The following is a 19,251-nucleotide window of genomic DNA, read 5'->3' as shown; positions in this document are numbered from 1 at the left end:
ATGTGGACGAAGTTAAATTAGGTGGTTTAGTTCACATAGATTCGGGATATGCGTTTAAATCGAGTTATTTTAACGAAAAAGAGGGCCTACCAATAATCAGGATTAGGGATGTTACGAGTGGAAGCATTAGCACCTATTACTCTGGAGAATACGATGAAAAGTACTTGGTTGAAAATAATGATATTTTAATATCTATGGATGGAACTTTTAGCGTTAGAAAATGGTCGACTGGAAAAGCATTACTTAATCAACGGGTTTGCAGAATAAAGAGTCTTAATGAAAAAATACTTCTAGATGATTATCTTTACTACATTCTACCGAAATATCTAAAGAAAATAGAGGATAAAACATCATTTGTAACAGTGAAGCATCTTTCTGTCAAAGATATAAATGAAATTTTTCTACTCTTACCGAATATAGAAGCTCAGAGGAAGACGGTACTTATTCTGGACAAAGCCCAAGAACTAATAAACAAAAGAAAAAAACAAATCGAGGCTTGTGATAAACTGATAAAAGGCTTGTTTTATGATATGTTTGGGGATCCGGTACTTAATAATAAATTCACTTTGGAATCGTTGGGGAGTGTTTCACTAAAAATAACAGACGGTACTCATCATTCACCTGAAAATACCAAAAACGGAGTCCCTTATATTACAGCTAAACATTTAGGTAGTGGTAGTTTGGATTTCTACAATGCTCCTACGTTTATTAGTTTGGAAGATCACAAGAAAATATTTGCTCGATGCAATCCTGAAAAAGGAGATGTACTATATATTAAGGATGGAGCTACAACCGGAATTGCATGTATAAATCATTATGATTTTGAATTTAGTATGTTATCAAGTTTAGAATTAATTAAAACAGATATAACAAAGTTATCGAGCATATATCTAGTGAGTTATCTTAATAATGACCAAGTGAAAAAAAAGGTATTGCAGGATATGGCAGGAGGAGCAATCAAGAGACTTACATTAAAAAAGATAAACGCAATACCAATTCTCCTCCCGCCCATCCACCTCCAAAACCGTTTCGCCGAACAAGTAGAAAAAATAGAGCAACAAAAATTACGACTCCAACAAAGCCTAACCGAACTTGAGAATAACTTCAAAGCACTAATGCAGCGGGCGTTCAAAGGCGAATTATTCTAGGAGGATGTCCATGAGTACGAACTTCGATTTCTTAATGGAGAAGATTACCTTTCAGTCCTTCGCAGATAGTGCCGTAGAGGCCGAGAAGAGTCTCCTCGTGTCCCCTGCAACTTGTGCTATTCTCGCAAGGAGGGCGCTGGAGCTAGCTATAAAGTGGGTATATACATTCGACAATGAACTGACGATCCCGTATCAAGATAACATCTCCAGTCTCATTCATGAACCGACCTTCCGGCAGATCATCGATCCACAGCTGTTTCCGCTAATGAAGTATATCATCAAGTTGGGAAACACGGCGGTTCATACAAATGCTTCTATTGCCAGGGATGAGGCTGTACTCTCGCTCCGCAATCTACATGAGGTCGTCCGTTGGATAGATTATTGCTACGCCGAAGCGTATACTTGTCCGGACTTTGACGAGGAACTCTTGCGGACAGGGCAAGAGAAGCGTACGAGACCGCAGGAGTTGCAGGACCTCTATGAAAGGTTGAGTTCCAAGGACCAGAGACTGGATGAACTTCGCAAAGAGAATGAGGCACTACGTGAAGCGATGACTGCTCATCGCATAGCTAGCACGGAGGGCTATGACTTTGAAGTGGATGCGTTCAGCGAAGCAGAGACCAGATCTAAATATATTGATCTGGAGCTGAAGCTGGCAGGTTGGGAGATGGGCCGCGACTGTATGACCGAGGTACCCATTAAAGGGATGCCTACTACTACGGGTGCAGGGTCTGTTGACTATGTCCTTTATGGCAGCAACGGCAGGCCGCTGGCCGTCATCGAGGCCAAGAAGACCGGGAAGGACCCAATCGTCGGCTCCCAACAAGCCAAGCTCTATGCAGACTATCTACATAACCAGACTGGGCAGCGGCCGGTTATCTTCATGACAAACGGCTTTGAAATCAACCTGTTGGACGACGCGGAGGGTTATCCGCAGCGGCGAGTTTCAGGTCTCTTTACGAAGGATGAGCTGCAACTCATGGTAGATCGGAGGAGCAGCAAGCTTCCTTTTACTACAGTGGAGATTGATGAGAAGATCACCAACCGTTACTACCAGAAGCAAGCGGTTATGGATGTATGTCATGCCATAACGAACAAGCAGCGAAAGATGCTGCTCGTTATGGCTACCGGCAGCGGCAAGACGCGAACGGCCATCTCTATTGTGGATGTATGGATGCGTCAGAACATAGTGAAGAATATTCTCTTCCTAGCCGATCGTAGGACACTGGTGAAGCAGGCCAAACATAATTTCAGCAATTTGCTTCCCAGTCTTTCGCTGTGTAATTTGCTAGAGAACAAGGACAATCCGGAGCAGTCCCGCATGATCTTTTCTACATATCCAACGATGATGAATGCTATTGATGAGACGAAACGGCAGGATGGCAAGAAGCTGTTTACTCCCGCGCATTTTGATCTGATTATCGTTGACGAGAGCCATCGCAGTATTTATAAGAAGTACAGGGATATTTTCGAATACTACGACGCCATGCTGCTCGGACTGACGGCTACGCCTAAAGATGAGATTGATAAGAATACATACTCCATCTTCGAGTTGGAAAACGGCGTGCCGACATTTGCTTATGAGCTGGAGAAAGCCGTAGAAGACGGATATCTGGTAGATTACCGGACGATCGAGATCAAATCGAAAATTATGGAAGACGGTATTCATTATGATGATCTTAGTGAGGAAGAGAAGGAAGAGTTTGAGAAGACCTTCGAGGATGACGAAACCATAGACGATTCTATAGCGAACACAGCGATCAATGAGTGGCTGTTCAATGCGAATACCATTGATATGGTGCTGGATCAGATTATGGAAAAGGGGCTTCGGGTAGAGGGCGGGGATCAGCTCGGGAAAACCATTGTCTTCGCCAAAAGTAGTCGTCATGCCCAGGCGATCGTCGAGCGTTTTAACAAGAGATACCCTGAATGTGGCAGTCACTTTATTAAACAAATCGACTACAGTATTAACTATGTAGATTCGCTTATCGATGATTTTAGTACCAAGGACAAATTCCCGCAAATTGCGGTTTCTGTAGATATGTTGGATACAGGGATTGATATCCCGGAGGTACTTAATCTCGTGTTCTTCAAGAAAGTACGTTCGAATTCCAATTTTTGGCAAATGATTGGCAGAGGGACAAGATTGTGCAAAGACCTGTTCGGCGTAGGGATGGATAAAGAGCAGTTCCTGATCTTTGATTTCTGTAATAACTTCGATTTTTTTCGGGCGAATCCGAAAGGGCTGAAAGGCGAAATTGGCGTGAGTCTGACAGAGAAGCTGTTCCATGTCAAGCTGGATATCGTGCGGGAACTTCAACACCTGAAGTACCAGGAAGAAGAGGATTATATCCGTTACCGGGACGACCTGCTTCGTGATCTCTTAGGTGCCGTAAGGGATCTAAATGAAGAGAGTTTCCGTGTGAAATTAAAACAGCGGTATGTGGAGATCTATAAGAATAAGGATGCCTGGCAGAGCTTGGGCGCCACGAGCGTGGCGGAGATCAAGGAACATATTGCTCCGCTCATTCCCCCTCTCCAAGATGACGAGCTGGCCAAGCGTTTCGACCTATTAATCTATACCCTAGATCTAGCGTACTTGCAGCAAAAAAATGCGACGAAACCCATCCGGAGTATTGTCCAAACCGCTGAAGCGCTTAGTAAGCTAGGAACCATTCCTCAAGTAATGGAGAAGAAATACATAATTGAAAAGGTACAAACCGACGAGTTCTGGCAGCAGGCAGATGTGCTGGAATTGGAGGAAGTACGGCTTGCTCTGCGAGAGTTGATTAAGTTTATCGAGAAGGGTAAACAGAAAATTTATTATACCGATTTCAAAGATCAAATCATCGAAACCCGCGAGAGCAGGGCTATCTACAATACAAACAACCTGAAGGACTATAAGAAGAAGGTAGAGCACTATCTCAAAGAACATAAGGATGAACTGGCCATCTACAAGCTTCGTTATAACAAGCCGCTCACCAGATTTGATCTCCAGACGTTGGAGCGAATCCTGTGGGAAGAGCTAGGCAGCCGATTGGAGTATGAGAAGGAGTTCGGAGATACCCCGGTAAGCAAATTAGTCCGCAGAATGGTGGGGCTGGACCGTATCGCGGTGAACGAGGCTTTCAGTGCCTTCTTGAAAGAGGAGAAGTTGAATGCAATACAAATTCGGTTTGTGAAGCTTATCGTGGATTACATTGTGGCGAATGGCATGATTGAGGATAATCGAATCTTCATGGAAGAGCCTTTTCGTAGCCTAGGCAGTATCACGACATTGTTTAAGGATAATATGAACGATGCAAAAGAAATCATGAATATCGTTTCGACAATCAAAAGTAATTGTGAAATAGTCATTTAGTCTGTTATAGTTACGGGAATATAAGTTCAATCCCTAACCTAAAATCTTTTTTCATCATTCATTTTAACAGTTAATGGTCTCCAGCGCGTCCTTGTTGAATACCGCGTTCGTTGAATAGTAGATCGAACAAAAGTTCTCTGGCAATCTGTTGTCAGAGAACTTTTGTTATAATAGGCTTAAACAATAACAAGCCACTTAAGTAGCTAAAGTAGTTACAGAAATGTTAGGAAAATAATTATCATTAACGGAAATTTTCACGGCTGGTTGCATCTTTAGTAGGATTGACTTATGGTAACACACCATTCTCCCTTATATGATGCGTATTTTGAACTCATTGAATACATAACCGGAAACGAATACAACTATGATTACGATGCTGAGTTTGACGGGGAAGTATAAGTGGATTTGGAAATATTTTGTATATGAGTTATCTGCCAGACAGAGTGTTGCCGAATCATAACTTTTATCAGTGTATCAGAACATCAATGGTTTATTCAGATTATGTTCGAACATAAAGTCTTAAGCAGGTCGTGAATATAGCTATAATAGACATATACCCATATTGTTCTCCTGCAACTCTACCACTTTATTGTTAAAAATAACTTTAAGAGGAAGGAGATTTTAATAAATAACGGATACAGTGAGGGATTTGAATGAGCGCAATAGAAAACATCTTTTCATATATATCGCAATATATCTTAAAGAACGGCGAGCAATTGGATACAAATTATACCAGGATTATATCTTTGGTTGATGTCGATATCGTAAAACAAACAGCACGTACCTTCCGGAGAGTTGGTACTTTAACTCTATCACTGGATGCCTATGCGCAAGAGGATGCACAAATCCCGGACATTCCTTTGTTAAAATGGACTCTTGGCAAGCGGGCGATTCTCGATGATTTACAAGCCTTTGAGTGGCTTAATAAGGGATGGATTATGAAGGAAATGCGCTTTAAGCAAGACGGGAAAACGATAGAACGAGTTCACTATCGGATGGGTTACCGTTTATTTGTATATTTGCAGAAAAAAACGGATCGAGAACATCAGGAGAAGATAAGACAGTTTGCGAGCTATCAATTAGATGCCCAAAAGGTGCTAAGAGGGCTGGTCTTTGATGATAAAGAGCGTGCAGTTCTTTTATCTTCGCTCACGCATCATGTATCAGACAGCATTTATTGGAAGATTGAAGAACTGGCCGAATCAGACTTGTTTCCTTCGAGTTGGAGTGCGCTAAAGAGAATCAAATGTTTAACTTTTCTGTTAGCATTCATTATGATATCCAATCATAAAGAGTTGTTCGATTGGAAAGAAATCGGTGCGCAATATTATGGCGGGATCGGAGGATCTAAAGCATTTGATGATTACAAAGAAGAATTTATTTGTGTTCTAGAGGAGTGGAGTAAGCAATCGGTAGAAATCTTGGGGATGATTAGCCCTGGGAAAATAATACCTTTATATTTTGCGGGACATCTGAGGGGGGAACGGTCGTGCTTTCAGGCGGGTCCTGTTTATGCATTGACGGATCTTTCTATCGCACAGGATCAGTACAGTACGGATGCAACGACACTGTGGCTGGTCGAAAATCGAGGAATTTTAACAAGGTTGTCTGCTGAGCGTAATTTTTTGCGGGAAACAGGCTCGCTGATTGTATGTGTAGATGGTTACCTTAGGAGCGTACATAAAAGATTCATCCATAACTTGCTCAAAAACAGCTGCATTCGTCAAGCGATCTTCTGGAGCGACTACGATAAAGATGGTCTTCTCATTGCGGGAGAAATGGTTGAAGCGGTTTCGGTGTATCCTCTTACGTTGAAATGGATTTGTCACGATCACAAGGTGATTAAAAATTGGTCAGAATATCAACAGTATATGGGGGCTCTTCTTCAGGAAGTTTGTCTGGAGCAGGAATTGATATTAGGGAAGGCAGAGGATTGGAGACGATGGATAATAAATTAATATCGATTTTCCAGAATAACGAATGTTCACCCGAAATGCTTCAGTCGATGAGGGATATATCTTATTTATCAGGAGTGTTGAGTGATCTGGGATCTCAGAATGCATTCCAAACACCTGCTGAAATTTTGAAGTTTTTACGGATTATTCAATTGATTAATGAAGAAGCGCTTGGGCTTGACGACCAGATCGAGAATTCGGATACGCTTTATTACCGCTATAGGAACCGTTATAGCGATCCGGATCCGCCAAGCAGGAGAAAGGTAGAGCAAATTATCAATGTGCTCGTCAAATACAACTGGATTTCCAAGCAATCAAGGCAGTTGAAGATGAGAGATATCGGAAAACGGATGATGGATGCTCTTATTCGATTGGCTAACGATTCACTTGCTTATTACATGCATGACGATATTGGGCGTTCACTGTTTCAGGCTAGACGGGATGCGGAGCTCAGCGAAGCCTATGATGATCACGGAATATCTGGCGGCAATAAAATTGCCAGCATGATTAGAAATGTTGAGAATGCCATTCAATTGATGTATGAGAGGGAACTGGAGATGCTTGCCGACCGCAACGCCTTGCCGCAACTTGAAATTATCCATGAACTCATGCAGGAACTTGAGGTGAAGCTTACGGAGCGTTTTCGCCAGTTCCAGACGTTGGAAGATAGCCTCGTTCTTAGTAATCTGATGCAGCAAGGTACGGCTGTTCTTGCGGAGGGAACGAATCTTAGCATCGGGATGATCAATAAATATTTGAAGTTTACGACGATGCAGCAAACTGTGCTCTTATCGACCATTAATCCTGAAAAGGTAAGGGAGTTCATCTTGCGGATGTATGATCCTCCACTGGAATCGGATATTCCGAACGCTCATCAGCTTATGAGCTTTATGGAGCAGAATCAATATAAAGGGGAATCAGCAGATGGATTATGGGTACCCGTTAAGTTTGCAGCACCTATATCGGCAAATGCTATTCGTGAATCCGTGCATTACTTGGAAACGTATGAACCTGTAATTAATCCGTTAAGGGAAGAAGAGACGGAGGTGGAGTATATGGAAGAGGAAATATATATTGATCAATTGAGCGAGCTGATGGGGGAATCACAGTGGATGCTTACGAAATCGATGATTCAGACTGATGCCATTGAATCATATATGGAACAAGTCGAAGTGGCGCCGATGGAGCAGGTGATGATCGAAGCAACCTCTGCAGAATGGGGTGATGCCATCAATGCGTTGACTGCTATTGCAGCCTTGGTCGGTAACAAGAAATTGATGATCGATCAGGCTTCAAAGGGCGTAACTATCGATCAGCCGCTTTACGAGAAAAAGTGGGAATGGATGAGCCGGGATGATCGATATCAGCTTGTTAGGAAACGGAACAGCCGGGTACGTTCAGACCAGACCGAGACTCAGGGGAATGGAGGAAACAAGGAAGATGTCTGAACAGGACATTAGCTTTTTAGAAGCAGGAAAAATTACTGGAAAGCATGAAGAGTTTTCCAGTCCGTTAGAACGGCGTGCGGATAACGTTGGATATGCTGAAAGTCCCAATGTTACCCCTCTCAACATCATGCAATCATTAAAAGGTATGCTGACTGAGGAAGAGGAACTGACATTCATGAATATTTTATTTTCGTCCTCCGCGACGATTCGTGCCGGGAACTTTGGTTTGTCGAGAAGAGAGGTCGAGAAGCAACTGCGGATTTCAGAACAAGATGAGAAATTTTTTTCATTTTTACAAAGAGTCAATCAGGCAGTAAGCCGCTATTTCCAAGTTATTTATGATGAAAAACGTGATCAGGTTGTTGCTATGATGAGAATTCCGGCCAGAGCCGCCCGCAGTACTTTATCAAAGGAAAGCCTGGCGATTCTTTTGTTCATATTCTATCAGCAGGAGGTACTACAGCATGAATTCACGCTCTTTGACCAGCTGCTGAATGCGTTTGGCCATGAGACTACGAAAGCGAACCAGCGCCTGTTGCTTAATATTGATCCACTTAAGAAGATTGGAGCGGTAGAAGAATACGATACGAATTCTCAGGAGAAGGCATATCAGCTTACAGCGATTGGGGTACATATGTTCTCGGATTCCTTTTTACGCCGTACGGTCGAATTCAGCCAGTCCAATCAATTGAACAAAGAAGAAGTACTGAAATTCTTCAAGCGATATAACCTGTACCAGGAAGGAATTGAGTAAAAGGCAATGATACCTAGGAAAATGTGGTTTAGTGGCATTCGAGACTATGAGGGTACAAAAATGGATTTATCTTATCAGCAAGAGCATGTTCTTATTACTGGGCCGAATGGTTCTGGAAAATCAACGATAACGTATTGCATGGGGGCCGTATTGTATTCTTCCAAGGTAGATATTGAAGGCTTGAGGTCGCGCAATCTGGCCCCGGATGAAATCTGGAAGGCACAAATCCGGCTGCTTTTTAAGAATGAGGGCTATGCACGAATCGATGCTCCGGATTATGTTGAGTTTTCACTTTCCATCCTTCAGGAGCCAGGACAGCCCGTCAAGAAGGAATTCATCATTTCCACCGGAGATGATCCTGAGGAATGGGAGGAGAAAATTCGTTATACCTCTGGCGACCGCCAATATAATTTCAGCGCTTACAAGAAGGATCTCCAATATAAGTACAAAATCGATCCGGATATGTTTTATCTTATCTGGTATCAACAGGAGGTCAATCAGTTTGCGGTTATGCATCCTGAGGAGCGGTTTCGGATATTTGCAGAAATGCATGGTATCGATCAGGTGCAGCGTAACTGGGAAGAGAGTATGGAGAAGTTAAAGGAGACGCAGGAGACACTGCGTGTGGCTGAAAGCAATGTGGCAAATAAAAAGCAATGGTTACAGATCAAGAAATCTGAGCTGGATCGGTATGAGGATAATCAGCAGCGATTGCTTGAAGGTGGAAAATGGTATGCACATTCTCTGCTTCAACTGGAAGCCTATTATAAACGCGAACAAGAGCAACTGAATAGTCAAATTGAGCAGTTTGAGCTAGAAAAAGAACAACAGCAGGAGCATATAGGTGAAATGAAGGGGCGGGAAGCTGAAGTCAACGTGAAGATGACGGCTCTTCAGAAGGAGATCGATCAGTTAAAAGCTGAACTGTCTCAATGTGATGAACAGCTTCAGGCATTGGATATCGTGATGAAGGAAACCAAGACGGCCATAACCGAGCTGGAACGTGAGCTGCAGGAAGTCAGCAAAGAGAAGGAACGCATTACACGGACAGAAGACGAAGTAAAGCAGCAGTTGACCGACGTTACCTTGCAATTGAACGATACGTTGGAGCAAGATACTAAGCTGAACTTTGAGATTGAGAAAAGCGAGGTAAGAAATCAAGAGCTTACAGGAGTCATATCCAGGCTGGAGGCTTTAATCGAGCGGGATCAGAAAGAGGAGACCGAGCATCAGGAACGGCTTCGTCAGTTTGTAAGCAGTCATCATGTTCAGGAAGAGCTGAATCGGCTAGAACAATCGCTTCTTATCGCTAAGGATAAAAGACATGAGCATTTAAATTGCGTTCGTGATTTAAAAGAGGAGCTTGCCCGGCTTGAAGATGAGCGTGATTGGTCACGGCGGCAAATGGATTCTTTGACATATTTCAGTTCGAGAGGGATCCGGGCATATGCATTACGTGAACTGGTGGAGCTGGATGGTTCCGCGCAGCTCAAATCAGAAGAGCGCTTTAACTCCATCAAGTACACGATATTTTTTGATGGACATATGGTTGCCGTTCCGAATGACCTGTACCATGTTCCGCTGCGCAAGGTGGTGCCTGATCGTTCGGTGACGGAGCTTATGCCGCTTCAACTTCGGGTAAAGGAAGGATTGGATGAGGAAGTGTTTCCTCACGCAGTCAAAGCTTTGTGGTGGGTTGAGCAGTTTTTTAAGGACGGTGACATTCGGATTGAACATGGTGTTCTGGTAGATCCGATGGGGATTCGCGGGCCACAGGAACAAAGCCGTTATATTTTGAGCGCACGTGCCCTCATTGCCCGCAAGGAGGAAGTTGCGAGGAGCATTCGTGAGCTGTCGCTGAAGCTGGAGGAACTCGATGAATCGATCCGGCAAGATACAAAACGAATGCAAGAGCTAAACAGCATCATTCATTTGGTTCGGGAAGCAGAGGCATTTATGACGAGGGAGCATGAGCGGGCCAGTAGAGTCATAAAACAGGAAGAGGAAACAGCGAGACGAGAAGAACTTGTGGAGCATATACGGGAGTTGCGAAAAGTTCAAAAAGAGCTTATAGAAAAGCGGCTGAAGTTGGAACGCGATCAGGGCGAGCTGAAGGGAGAAGCCGAGTTTTATGTGAGACTTGGTCAGCAGAAGGAGAAATATCAAGATCTGAACGCCAAGCAGCGGTATCTTCGAAGCTTGAGTGGGCAGCATGAAGAACTGGAACATCAGCATGAGAATTGTGAGGATCAACTGGACAATTTAGAGAAGGAGCTTCGAAAGCAGCAGCGTGAGCTGCAGGACATCCAGGATCAACAGGAGCGCGAGGAACGCAAGTTGCGCCAGATTCATAATCAACTGCAGTCAAGAATCGACTCTCTTGACACTGTGAAGGGAGGGTATGTGAGCTCGATTCAGGAATTGGAAGAGTTTAAGCGGTTAGCTCCGCATATTTACAACGAAGTGGCAAGGGGGGATAGTTTGCAGTCAGTCAACCCAAGCCAACTTTCTTCCTTATCTCAAATCCGTTCGGACCTTGAAACAGGCAAAGTAAAATTCAACCATGCCCGAAATGAAACGGGTATCGACCCAGAGGCGCCGGAAAATTATAAGGTGGTTGAAAAGGAATATCAACGTCATCAAGATGAATATAAACGGACGAGCGTATTGTTCGAGCAGGACCAAGAACGTACCGGCCAACTGAAGGACCAGTTGGAGACTACGATTAACATGAGAGTTCTCGAAATAAAACAGCGTTTCAAATCCTATATGGGTTTGTTTCAATTCGAGGGAGAAATTGAATGGGATCAATTTGAGGATCGTCGGGGGCGGACACATTTCAATCTGTATATTAAAGCGCGCAAGGAGGGACACAGAGGAACTCTGGAAGATGTCAGCGTTAAGGCTCGCGGCGGCAAAGTCGGCAAGGGTGTATCCGGCGGCGAGGAATCCTTGAGTTCCCTGCTGTTCGCACTCGCCCTACTGCAAAATTTGCAAACGACCCCGGGATTCATTGTATTAGACGAGTTCGACAGCGCCTTGGACGAGCAGCGGAAGTTGAAGGTTTTCGATCTTTATGGACGGGAGCTTGAGCGAAAGCTCATCATACTTACACCAAAATCCCATGAGAAATCGTACCTCGACCGATTCTCTAAAGCGTACATTGTACATCATGATCCGACTGTACCCCGAAGTAAAGTTACGGGAATAATAAAAAAATATTAATTTGATTATGGTAGTTTCCGATAATTCCCTGAATAAGTGATTTTAGTGGATTATTGGTAACGAGATATAGGGACGCGAGACGATTCGCGTCCCTATTCGTGATTATTGACGTCGAGGTGATTACTGACGAAAGCATCGAGAAGATCATCGAGCATGCGGAATTGGAAAGAAGAAATCGTGAATTACCATCAGTGTCGATGGACAAATGCAACCGCAGAAGGCCGTCATAACCGAATTAAGGCCTTTCAGCGTCAACGTTACTTCACTCGAAATCGAAGTCATTATAAAGCTGGCATTCTACTTGAATGCAACTGTCATCGGATATGAAGTAGTTGTCAAGCACTGATTTTGATGTTGAGCCATAATTAAAATAGATTAATCATCTAAGAAAACTCGTCAAAGAGTCGGTGGAATCTACTTTACACTGAAGCCCTCGTTATTCGTCAAATAAACTCCGATCATTTTCTCTCCATTTCAAGTACATCTTTCAATTCTACTTCAATCTCTGAACTAAGCGACATTTTCGAAATGGCTTTAAGATGACATTATAGCGAAATCACGTCATTAATTACAAATATTTGGATTGAAACTTAAAATTACCTGTGATAATCTACCAACAACAAAAAGAGGAGGATTTGTCATATATTGTTTCGATCGACCGTAAATTGTCTTAATATGCTAAATTTACTGAAACAGAATTTGTTATCTTTATCGTTGATATAATGAGGGATCTTCAGTTATAGCGATAACAACTTCAAAGAAATTTCATGTGTGCGATTTGGAGTTTTTATTTTATGCAAATTCCGTAGAAGCGAATCGATGGAGTCTCAGATAGAATTTACGGGTGATAGTTTCTAAATCGAAGTCTATTGAAGCTGATTGCGCATCGTACCGATGTTCGCGATGATAAATTTCAGAATTCAAAGTCAAAATTAAGTGCATAGCTTTAGAACCCGTTTTCTCGTACACTTCAACCGGATATCCTGCGAACCAGTACATTCCATTGCATAATGAAATGTCATACACAACCAATTGGCCGTTAAAAATTTGGTTTTATGCAGTACAAACTGCAAAAAAAGGAGGGGAAACTCAACTCGCGGACAGTCGAAAAGTATATGAGCGTATTGATCCAAGTATAAGAAAGATGTTTAAAGAAAAAAGGTGATGTATGTCCGCAACTATGGAGAAGAAGTGGACCTGCCGTGGCAAAATGTATTTCAGACGGAAGATAAGTCGGTTGTCGAGCAATTTTGTTGGGAACAGAACATAAAATTCTTTTGGCAGGGCGATCGACTGAAGACGTATCAGGTGTGTCAAGCTATTGCTGTTCATCCCAGGACGGGCGAGATGGTGTGGTTTAATCAAGCGCATTTATTTCATATTTCCAGTTTGGACAAGATAACTCGTGATTTTCTATTAGCAGAATATTCAGAAGGAGGCTTGCCTCGCAATGTGTACTATGGTGACGGTTCATCTATAGAAGATTCGGTTTTGGATGAGGTCCGTCATTGTTACAAACAGGAGACGATTCTTTTTCCTTGGAAGGAAGGGGACATCTTGATGCTTGACAATATGCTGATGGCTCATGGTCGTACACCATTTACTGGAGAACGTCGCGTTGTCGTTGGAATGGCGGAACCATACAGTAGTGTACCGTCAAATGATTATCGAAATTGATGTAATGTTACAACCCGTACATGAATGGGGGTTTAATCCTAGGCTATGAGTATAATGATAGTAAGCAATTTGAACAAGCAGTTCTTGGTTAAACAGAAGGAGCCTGGAATGCAAGGGAGCCTAAAAGCGCTTTTAAATCCGAAATACAAAACGGTTGATGCGGTTCGGAACGTCAATTTTCGTGTAGAAAAGGGGGAAATTCTAGCATTCATTGGTCCCAATGGTGCTGGGAAGTCAACTACAATCAAAATGTTGACTGGCCTACTATACCCTTCCTCAGGATCAGCTGAAATTCTAGGCCTCAACCCATGGAAGCAAAGAAGGCAACTTGCTTACCGCATAGGTACAGTTTTTGGCCAAAAAGCCCAATTATGGTATTATCTCCCTCCGCTAGATACTTTCAATTTACTTGCTAAGATTTACGAGTTGGATCAAAAAGAATTTCGTGCACAAGCCGATATGTTGATTGAATTATTCAAACTTCAGGACTTTTTGAACACACCGGTTCGCAAACTCAGTCTTGGACAGCGAATGAAGTGCGAGATCACAGCTTCCCTTTTGCATAAGCCTGAATTAGTGTTTCTTGATGAACCAACGATCGGTTTGGATGTTATTGCAAAACAACAGATTCGCGAAGCGATTCTCGCAATGAATGAAATTAACAAAACAACTATTTTTCTAACAAGTCACGACGCTGGGGACATCGAGAGCATCTGTCAGCGAGTAATTGTGGTAAATAATGGAGAGGTCATATTTGATGATCCCCTTTCATCACTAAAAAAAGGCTTCCTGACGCATAAGAACATCGAGGTTCGGTTTTCAGAGCCCTTACACGGTGAGTTCGCACTCCCTGGTGTTGAAGTGATCAAAAGCACGCAGCATTCGGTGAAGTTACGGGTTAATACCGGATCGGATTCAGTTTCACAGATCATGAAACAAATAATTGATGGTTATGCTGTGTCTGACTTCAACGTAGATGACCCGACAATGGAGGAGATCATTCGCACGATCTATAACACCCAACCTTTGCATAACGAGAAGGAGGCGATGTCCATTGAGGCTCAATCGTAAAGTCGATAAATACGTGGCAGTGACTCTCACGAATTTGCGTAGTAATTTAACGTATGTCGGTGAATTAGTTTATCGAACTACGTTCATCCTTATGATATTGTATATTTTTATCCAACTTTGGAAAACCGCTTATGGCGGGGAAGAGCAGTCAGCCGGTATGACTTTGATCCAGACAATCTGGTATCTGGTGATTACAGAGGCGATAATCCTGAGTAAAACGTCGGTGGCACAGACAATTGCACAAGAAGTGCGAGATGGCTCGCTAGCCTATTCAATTAACCGTCCTTACAGTTATCTTATGTATCACTTTTTTAACGGGCTTGGGGATACGTTCTTGCGTTTGGTTATCAATTTTATCGCCGGGAGCATGCTGGTTACTTATTTGATCGGTTTGATACCTGTCAAACCATGGGTCCTGTTGCCTGTCCTGCTCACCATATTGTTGGCGTTGATCCTAGATTATTGCATCAGTGCTCTAATAGGATTATTCGCTTTTAAAATGGAGGATATATCCAGTTTTTTGTTTATCTATCAGAAGATTTTATTCATTTTAGGAGGAGTTTTAATTCCATTAGATTTTTTTCCAAGCTGGCTAAAGGTGACCGCAAATTTGTTACCGTTCGGGTTAATTATCTATGCTCCCGCGAAGCTGTTTGTTAACTTTAGTTGGGCCGGATTTTGGGAGGTGGCAGGCTTCCAAGTCTTATGGAGTTTGGTGTTTGTAATTCTGTTGACGATTGTATATCGGAACGGTATTCGCAAAGTAACGTTAAATGGAGGATAGGACCATGCTCAAAGGGATTATTCGCGAAATGAGCTTTTTGAAGTCAGTTTGGCTAATGAACTTAGCCTCCGCAATGGAATATAGATTCAATTTCATCATTCAGATTGTATTTATGTTTATAAATAACGCGATCTACTTTGTATTTTGGCTCTTATTCTTTGAACATTTTGAATCTATCAAGGGCTGGAGTATGACAGAGATGTACCTTCTCTTCGCTACAGTCACTACTGGCTTTGGCATTGCACTAACTATTTTTGGCAATGCAACGCGCTTGAATAACATGATCACGATGGGACAAATGGATACCTACTTATCTTTTCCTCGTCCTGTGATGCTGTATGCCTTGATTTCACGTTCATCAGTGGCAGCCTTGGGTGATATCTCGTTCGGTGTGATAGCCTTTCTATTTGCAAAAAAGTTTACGTGGCAGGCTGTTGTTCTCTGGATGGGTTGCAGTGTATTGGTAGCACTGATTTTCGTCGCATTCTGCTCATTGGTTGGAAGCTTAGCTTTTTGGTTAGGTAAGTCTAATGTACTTGCAGAACAGGCAAACATGGTGCTACTCACGTTTTCGATGTATCCGAACGGCATTTTTGACGGCTTTGTACGTCTGTTATTATTTACGATTGTTCCCGCTGGTTTAATCGGTGCGTTCCCGGTGGAGATTGTACGAGATCTAAACGGTGATTTGTTTGTCAAATTGGCGATATATGCGCTAATCATCTGTGTTATATCGGTGATGGTGTTCTACTTCGGACTTAGGAGATATGAATCCAGTAATGTTATTAAGATGAACTCGTAATTGAAAGGAAAGCGGAACGATTGAACTGTTTGGTGAGACAGACTAATCGAAACAGATAATATTAAAAAAACATTCGCCTATCGTCGTTTCTTTTGGATTTATATTGACCAGAATCTTATATCTCTCATTTTCGCATCAGGGTAAATTATGCCGGTTTCATTATATCCTACCAACTCGATCAGTGGTCCACTTCCTTTTTAGTTGCCTCTTTCAAATGGTTCGTCCTGGTACAAACGATTATAGAGAGAGCAGCTTTTTTTCTGCAATTCCACATTTCGTTACAAATACGACGTATTTAGGTATTTCTTATTAGCAGGAAATGACCATTCTTTTATCGAAATTATTTTCCTGGATTTTCTTAATTGACGAAAACATAATTCGGAGGGGGGAAAGTATGAAGAATTTCAGAAGCTGTTCACGTCAGCAATTGACACTTCACGGAGAAAACGTAATAAAATGTTATTTGTTATGACCACCCGTTTCCCGCTATAAGCGCCTGCTTGTTTAAGAAAATTGAAATAAGATCAGATATCCATCATAATAGGCTCTTTCATGACGAATATATTGACATCTAAAATTAGTATATGTTATATAAAAGTAAGGATTAGCACTCTAAAGATTGGAGTGCTAACAGTGTGACATTCTAATTTAACGACTTCTTAGTTATATTACTACACCGATTAGAAATTGCCGGTTCTTTATTTTCAAATTGAAAGGAGATTTATTTATGGCAAAAAAACAGTTTAAAGCAGAATCCAAAAGATTGCTGGAAATGATGATTAATTCGATTTATACGCAAAAAGAAATATTTTTAAGAGAGCTTATTTCTAATGCGAGTGATGCTATTGATAAAATTTACTATAAAGCATTAACGGATGAACAATTGGTATTCAATAAAGAAGATTATTACATAAAAGTAGCGGCTGATAAACCTGGCAGAACATTGACCATCTCCGATACAGGTATTGGAATGACGAAAGAGGAGCTTGAGCACAACCTGGGGGTTATCGCCAAAAGCGGCTCACTCACATTCAAGAATGAGAATGAGCAGAAAGACGGGCACAATATTATTGGCCAGTTTGGTGTCGGCTTTTACTCCGCATTTATGGTAGCGGATGTAGTGACGGTTATCAGTAAGGCATTGGGCAGCGACGAGGCGTTTAAATGGGAATCTAAGGGTGCCGACGGATATACCATTGTGCCATGGGAGAAAGATTCGGTAGGTACGGAGATTATTTTGAAAATGAAACAAAACACCGAAGAAGAACAATATGATGAATTTTTGGAAGAGTACCGTTTAAAAGCGATTATCAAAAAATATTCTGATTTTATCCGCTATCCGATCAAGATGGATGTAAAAGGGCAAAGGCCTAAAGAAGACGACGAAAATGAGCTTGAGGAATATCAGGAAGAACAAACTATCAACAGTATGGTTCCGATCTGGAGGAAAAATAAGAGCGAGCTTACGGCAGAAGATTACGAGAATTTTTATACGGAAAAACGTTACGGTTTTGATAAGCCGCTCAAGCATATTCATATCAGTGCCGATGGTTCCGTAGTCTATAATGCCATTTTATTTATCCCGGAAAATACGCCGTTTGATTATTACACAAAGGAATATGAGAAAGGACTGGAGCTCTATTCCAATGGCGTCTTGATCATGAATAAATGTCCGGACCTGCTTCCTGACTACTTTAGCTTTGTTAAAGGGATGGTGGATTCCGAAGATTTGTCTCTGAACATTTCGCGGGAGATGCTGCAGCATGACCGTCAATTAAGCCTGATCGCCAAAAACATCAAGAACAAAATCAAAAGCCAGCTGCAAAGCCTGTTAAAGGATGAAAGGGAGAAATATGAGAAATTTTATAATTCCTTTGGCAGACAGCTCAAATACGGGGTATACAGCGATTACGGAATGAATAAAGAAGTGCTGCAAGACTTGTTATTGTTCCATTCCTCCAAGGAGAAGAAACTTGTTACCCTGGATGAATACGTATCGAGAATGCCTGAAGATCAGAAGTATATCTATTATGCTTCCGGAGAATCAATCGATCGAATAGAGAAGCTTCCGCAGACAGAGCTGGTGGCCGATAAGGGATATGAGATCCTGTACTTTACCGACGATATCGACGAGTTTGCCATCAAGATGCTCATGAAATATAAAGAAAAAGAATTTAAATCTGTTTCAAGCGGAGACCTGGGCATTGAACCGGATGAGAACGAAAAAGAGTCTGGTGCGGAAGAGAACGATAATAAGGACCTCTTCGAAGCTATGAAAAATATACTGGCGGACAAAGTGAAGAACGTCAGGGCATCGAAGAGACTGAAAAGCCATCCGGTATGCCTCTCAACAGAGGGCGAAGTCACGATCGAGATGGAAAAAATACTTAACGCCATGCCGAACAATCAGGAAGTAAAAGCGGACAAAGTACTGGAAATCAACATCCATCATGAGGTCTTCCAATCCTTAAAGGATGCCTATGAAAAAGATAAAGAGAAGCTGAATCTATATACAAATCTGCTGTATAATCAAGCTCTCTTAATTGAAGGATTGCCGGTCAGCGATCCTGTAGAATTCACCAATGATATTTGTAAAGTAATGGTTTCATAAGACTTAAAAAGCAGGAATAACCCGATGCTGGAAATAAGGTCCAGGTCGGGTTATTTGATGTTTATCTTTCAATAGTTTTGTTGGGAGATGGATAATTATGGTTTAATGACTCTTGTGGAGTGAGTCAAAAAATGGATAAAAGAGTGGCGCTGCGTTGTGAAATTGCTTTTCCTGATTGTGAAGGAGGGTAGTTTTTTTGTTTTAGGATAATTTCAGCCACGCAGGGGACAATAGCCTTCCGACTTCCTATTGGGAAGCGAAAGGGCTCCATAGTTTGCTTCTTGTTGTCCAGGGCTTGGGTAGTCTTTGGAATGCCGTTTGCCGCACAAACGGACCGTATTCTAGCAGTGTCGTGATGACGGATTATCCGCTTCTCTTGCCTCATGATTAGACGGTTATCTCAATTTCATAATTT

Annotated in this window: 12 protein-coding genes and 1 pseudogene; all 13 read left to right on the top strand. The window is 42.2% G+C overall.

The window, feature by feature from the left end:
* Window positions 1-2: 2 nt before the first annotated feature.
* On the top strand, window positions 3-1,148 hold the full coding sequence (locus BXP28_RS13465) for a restriction endonuclease subunit S (protein ID WP_023484490.1): 1,146 nt from the start codon (window positions 3-5) through the stop codon (window positions 1,146-1,148).
* Between the two features lie 10 nt (window positions 1,149-1,158).
* Entirely contained in the window at window positions 1,159-4,509 is a 3,351-nt protein-coding gene (locus tag BXP28_RS13460; protein ID WP_036655276.1) for a DEAD/DEAH box helicase family protein, read from the top strand.
* Window positions 4,510-5,162: 653 nt separating this feature from the next.
* Window positions 5,163-6,467: a DUF2399 domain-containing protein gene (locus BXP28_RS13455; RefSeq protein ID WP_077585088.1), complete on the top strand. Its 1,305-nt coding sequence runs from the start codon at window positions 5,163-5,165 to the stop codon at window positions 6,465-6,467.
* The gene (locus BXP28_RS13450) at window positions 6,452-7,912 is read left to right on the top strand and encodes a hypothetical protein (RefSeq protein WP_051428051.1); all 1,461 of its coding nucleotides are present in this window, start codon (window positions 6,452-6,454) and stop codon (window positions 7,910-7,912) included. The genes BXP28_RS13455 and BXP28_RS13450 overlap by 16 nt, the downstream gene beginning before the upstream one ends.
* A 127-nt stretch (window positions 7,913-8,039) precedes the next feature.
* Entirely contained in the window at window positions 8,040-8,666 is a 627-nt protein-coding gene (locus BXP28_RS13445) for a hypothetical protein (RefSeq protein ID WP_172423925.1), read from the top strand.
* A gap of 60 nt (window positions 8,667-8,726) precedes the next feature.
* Complete coding sequence (locus tag BXP28_RS13440; protein WP_235430719.1) at window positions 8,727-11,891, top strand: coiled-coil domain-containing protein; 3,165 nt, start codon at window positions 8,727-8,729, stop codon at window positions 11,889-11,891.
* Window positions 11,892-12,041: 150 nt separating this feature from the next.
* A pseudogene (locus tag BXP28_RS13435) lies at window positions 12,042-12,218 on the top strand (transposase); the annotation flags it as partial.
* A 688-nt stretch (window positions 12,219-12,906) separates the two neighbouring features.
* Window positions 12,907-13,056: a TauD/TfdA family dioxygenase gene (locus tag BXP28_RS25175; RefSeq protein ID WP_367869714.1), complete on the top strand. Its 150-nt coding sequence runs from the start codon at window positions 12,907-12,909 to the stop codon at window positions 13,054-13,056.
* Complete coding sequence (locus BXP28_RS13430) at window positions 13,056-13,568, top strand: TauD/TfdA family dioxygenase (RefSeq protein ID WP_024093456.1); 513 nt, start codon at window positions 13,056-13,058, stop codon at window positions 13,566-13,568. The genes BXP28_RS25175 and BXP28_RS13430 overlap by 1 nt, the downstream gene beginning before the upstream one ends.
* 108 nt (window positions 13,569-13,676) lie before the next feature.
* Window positions 13,677-14,639, top strand: a complete 963-nt coding sequence (locus BXP28_RS13425) for an ABC transporter ATP-binding protein (RefSeq protein ID WP_311795094.1) — start codon at window positions 13,677-13,679, stop codon at window positions 14,637-14,639.
* The gene (locus BXP28_RS13420) at window positions 14,623-15,423 is read left to right on the top strand and encodes an ABC transporter permease (protein ID WP_036655269.1); all 801 of its coding nucleotides are present in this window, start codon (window positions 14,623-14,625) and stop codon (window positions 15,421-15,423) included. Before BXP28_RS13425 ends, BXP28_RS13420 begins: the two co-directional genes overlap by 17 nt.
* 4 nt (window positions 15,424-15,427) lie before the next feature.
* Window positions 15,428-16,225, top strand: a complete 798-nt coding sequence (locus BXP28_RS13415) for an ABC transporter permease (protein ID WP_036655268.1) — start codon at window positions 15,428-15,430, stop codon at window positions 16,223-16,225.
* A gap of 727 nt (window positions 16,226-16,952) precedes the next feature.
* Window positions 16,953-18,836, top strand: a complete 1,884-nt coding sequence (gene htpG / locus BXP28_RS13410) for a molecular chaperone HtpG (protein WP_024093460.1) — start codon at window positions 16,953-16,955, stop codon at window positions 18,834-18,836.
* Window positions 18,837-19,251 lie beyond the last annotated feature (415 nt).

Source organism: Paenibacillus larvae subsp. larvae (assembly GCF_002003265.1).
Lineage (GTDB): Bacteria > Bacillota > Bacilli > Paenibacillales > NBRC-103111 > Paenibacillus_H > Paenibacillus_H larvae.
The sequence above is the reverse complement of the archived record's forward strand: the minus strand, read 5'-3'. Positions and strand labels throughout refer to the sequence as shown.

What these genes read in the sequence shown, in the direction of transcription:
- BXP28_RS13460 (WP_036655276.1), top strand. Translation starts at nt 1,159, where the DNA reads ATGAGTACGAACTTCGATTTCTTAATGGAGAAGATTACCTTTCAGTCC.
- BXP28_RS13455 (WP_077585088.1), top strand. Translation starts at nt 5,163, where the DNA reads ATGAGCGCAATAGAAAACATCTTTTCATATATATCGCAATATATCTTA.
- BXP28_RS13450 (WP_051428051.1), top strand. Translation starts at nt 6,452, where the DNA reads ATGGATAATAAATTAATATCGATTTTCCAGAATAACGAATGTTCACCC.
- BXP28_RS13445 (WP_172423925.1), top strand. Translation starts at nt 8,040, where the DNA reads ATGCAATCATTAAAAGGTATGCTGACTGAGGAAGAGGAACTGACATTC.
- BXP28_RS13440 (WP_235430719.1), top strand. Translation starts at nt 8,727, where the DNA reads ATGGATTTATCTTATCAGCAAGAGCATGTTCTTATTACTGGGCCGAAT.
- BXP28_RS25175 (WP_367869714.1), top strand. Translation starts at nt 12,907, where the DNA reads ATGTCATACACAACCAATTGGCCGTTAAAAATTTGGTTTTATGCAGTA.
- BXP28_RS13430 (WP_024093456.1), top strand. Translation starts at nt 13,056, where the DNA reads ATGTATGTCCGCAACTATGGAGAAGAAGTGGACCTGCCGTGGCAAAAT.
- BXP28_RS13425 (WP_311795094.1), top strand. Translation starts at nt 13,677, where the DNA reads ATGCAAGGGAGCCTAAAAGCGCTTTTAAATCCGAAATACAAAACGGTT.
- BXP28_RS13415 (WP_036655268.1), top strand. Translation starts at nt 15,428, where the DNA reads ATGCTCAAAGGGATTATTCGCGAAATGAGCTTTTTGAAGTCAGTTTGG.
- htpG (WP_024093460.1), top strand. Translation starts at nt 16,953, where the DNA reads ATGGCAAAAAAACAGTTTAAAGCAGAATCCAAAAGATTGCTGGAAATG.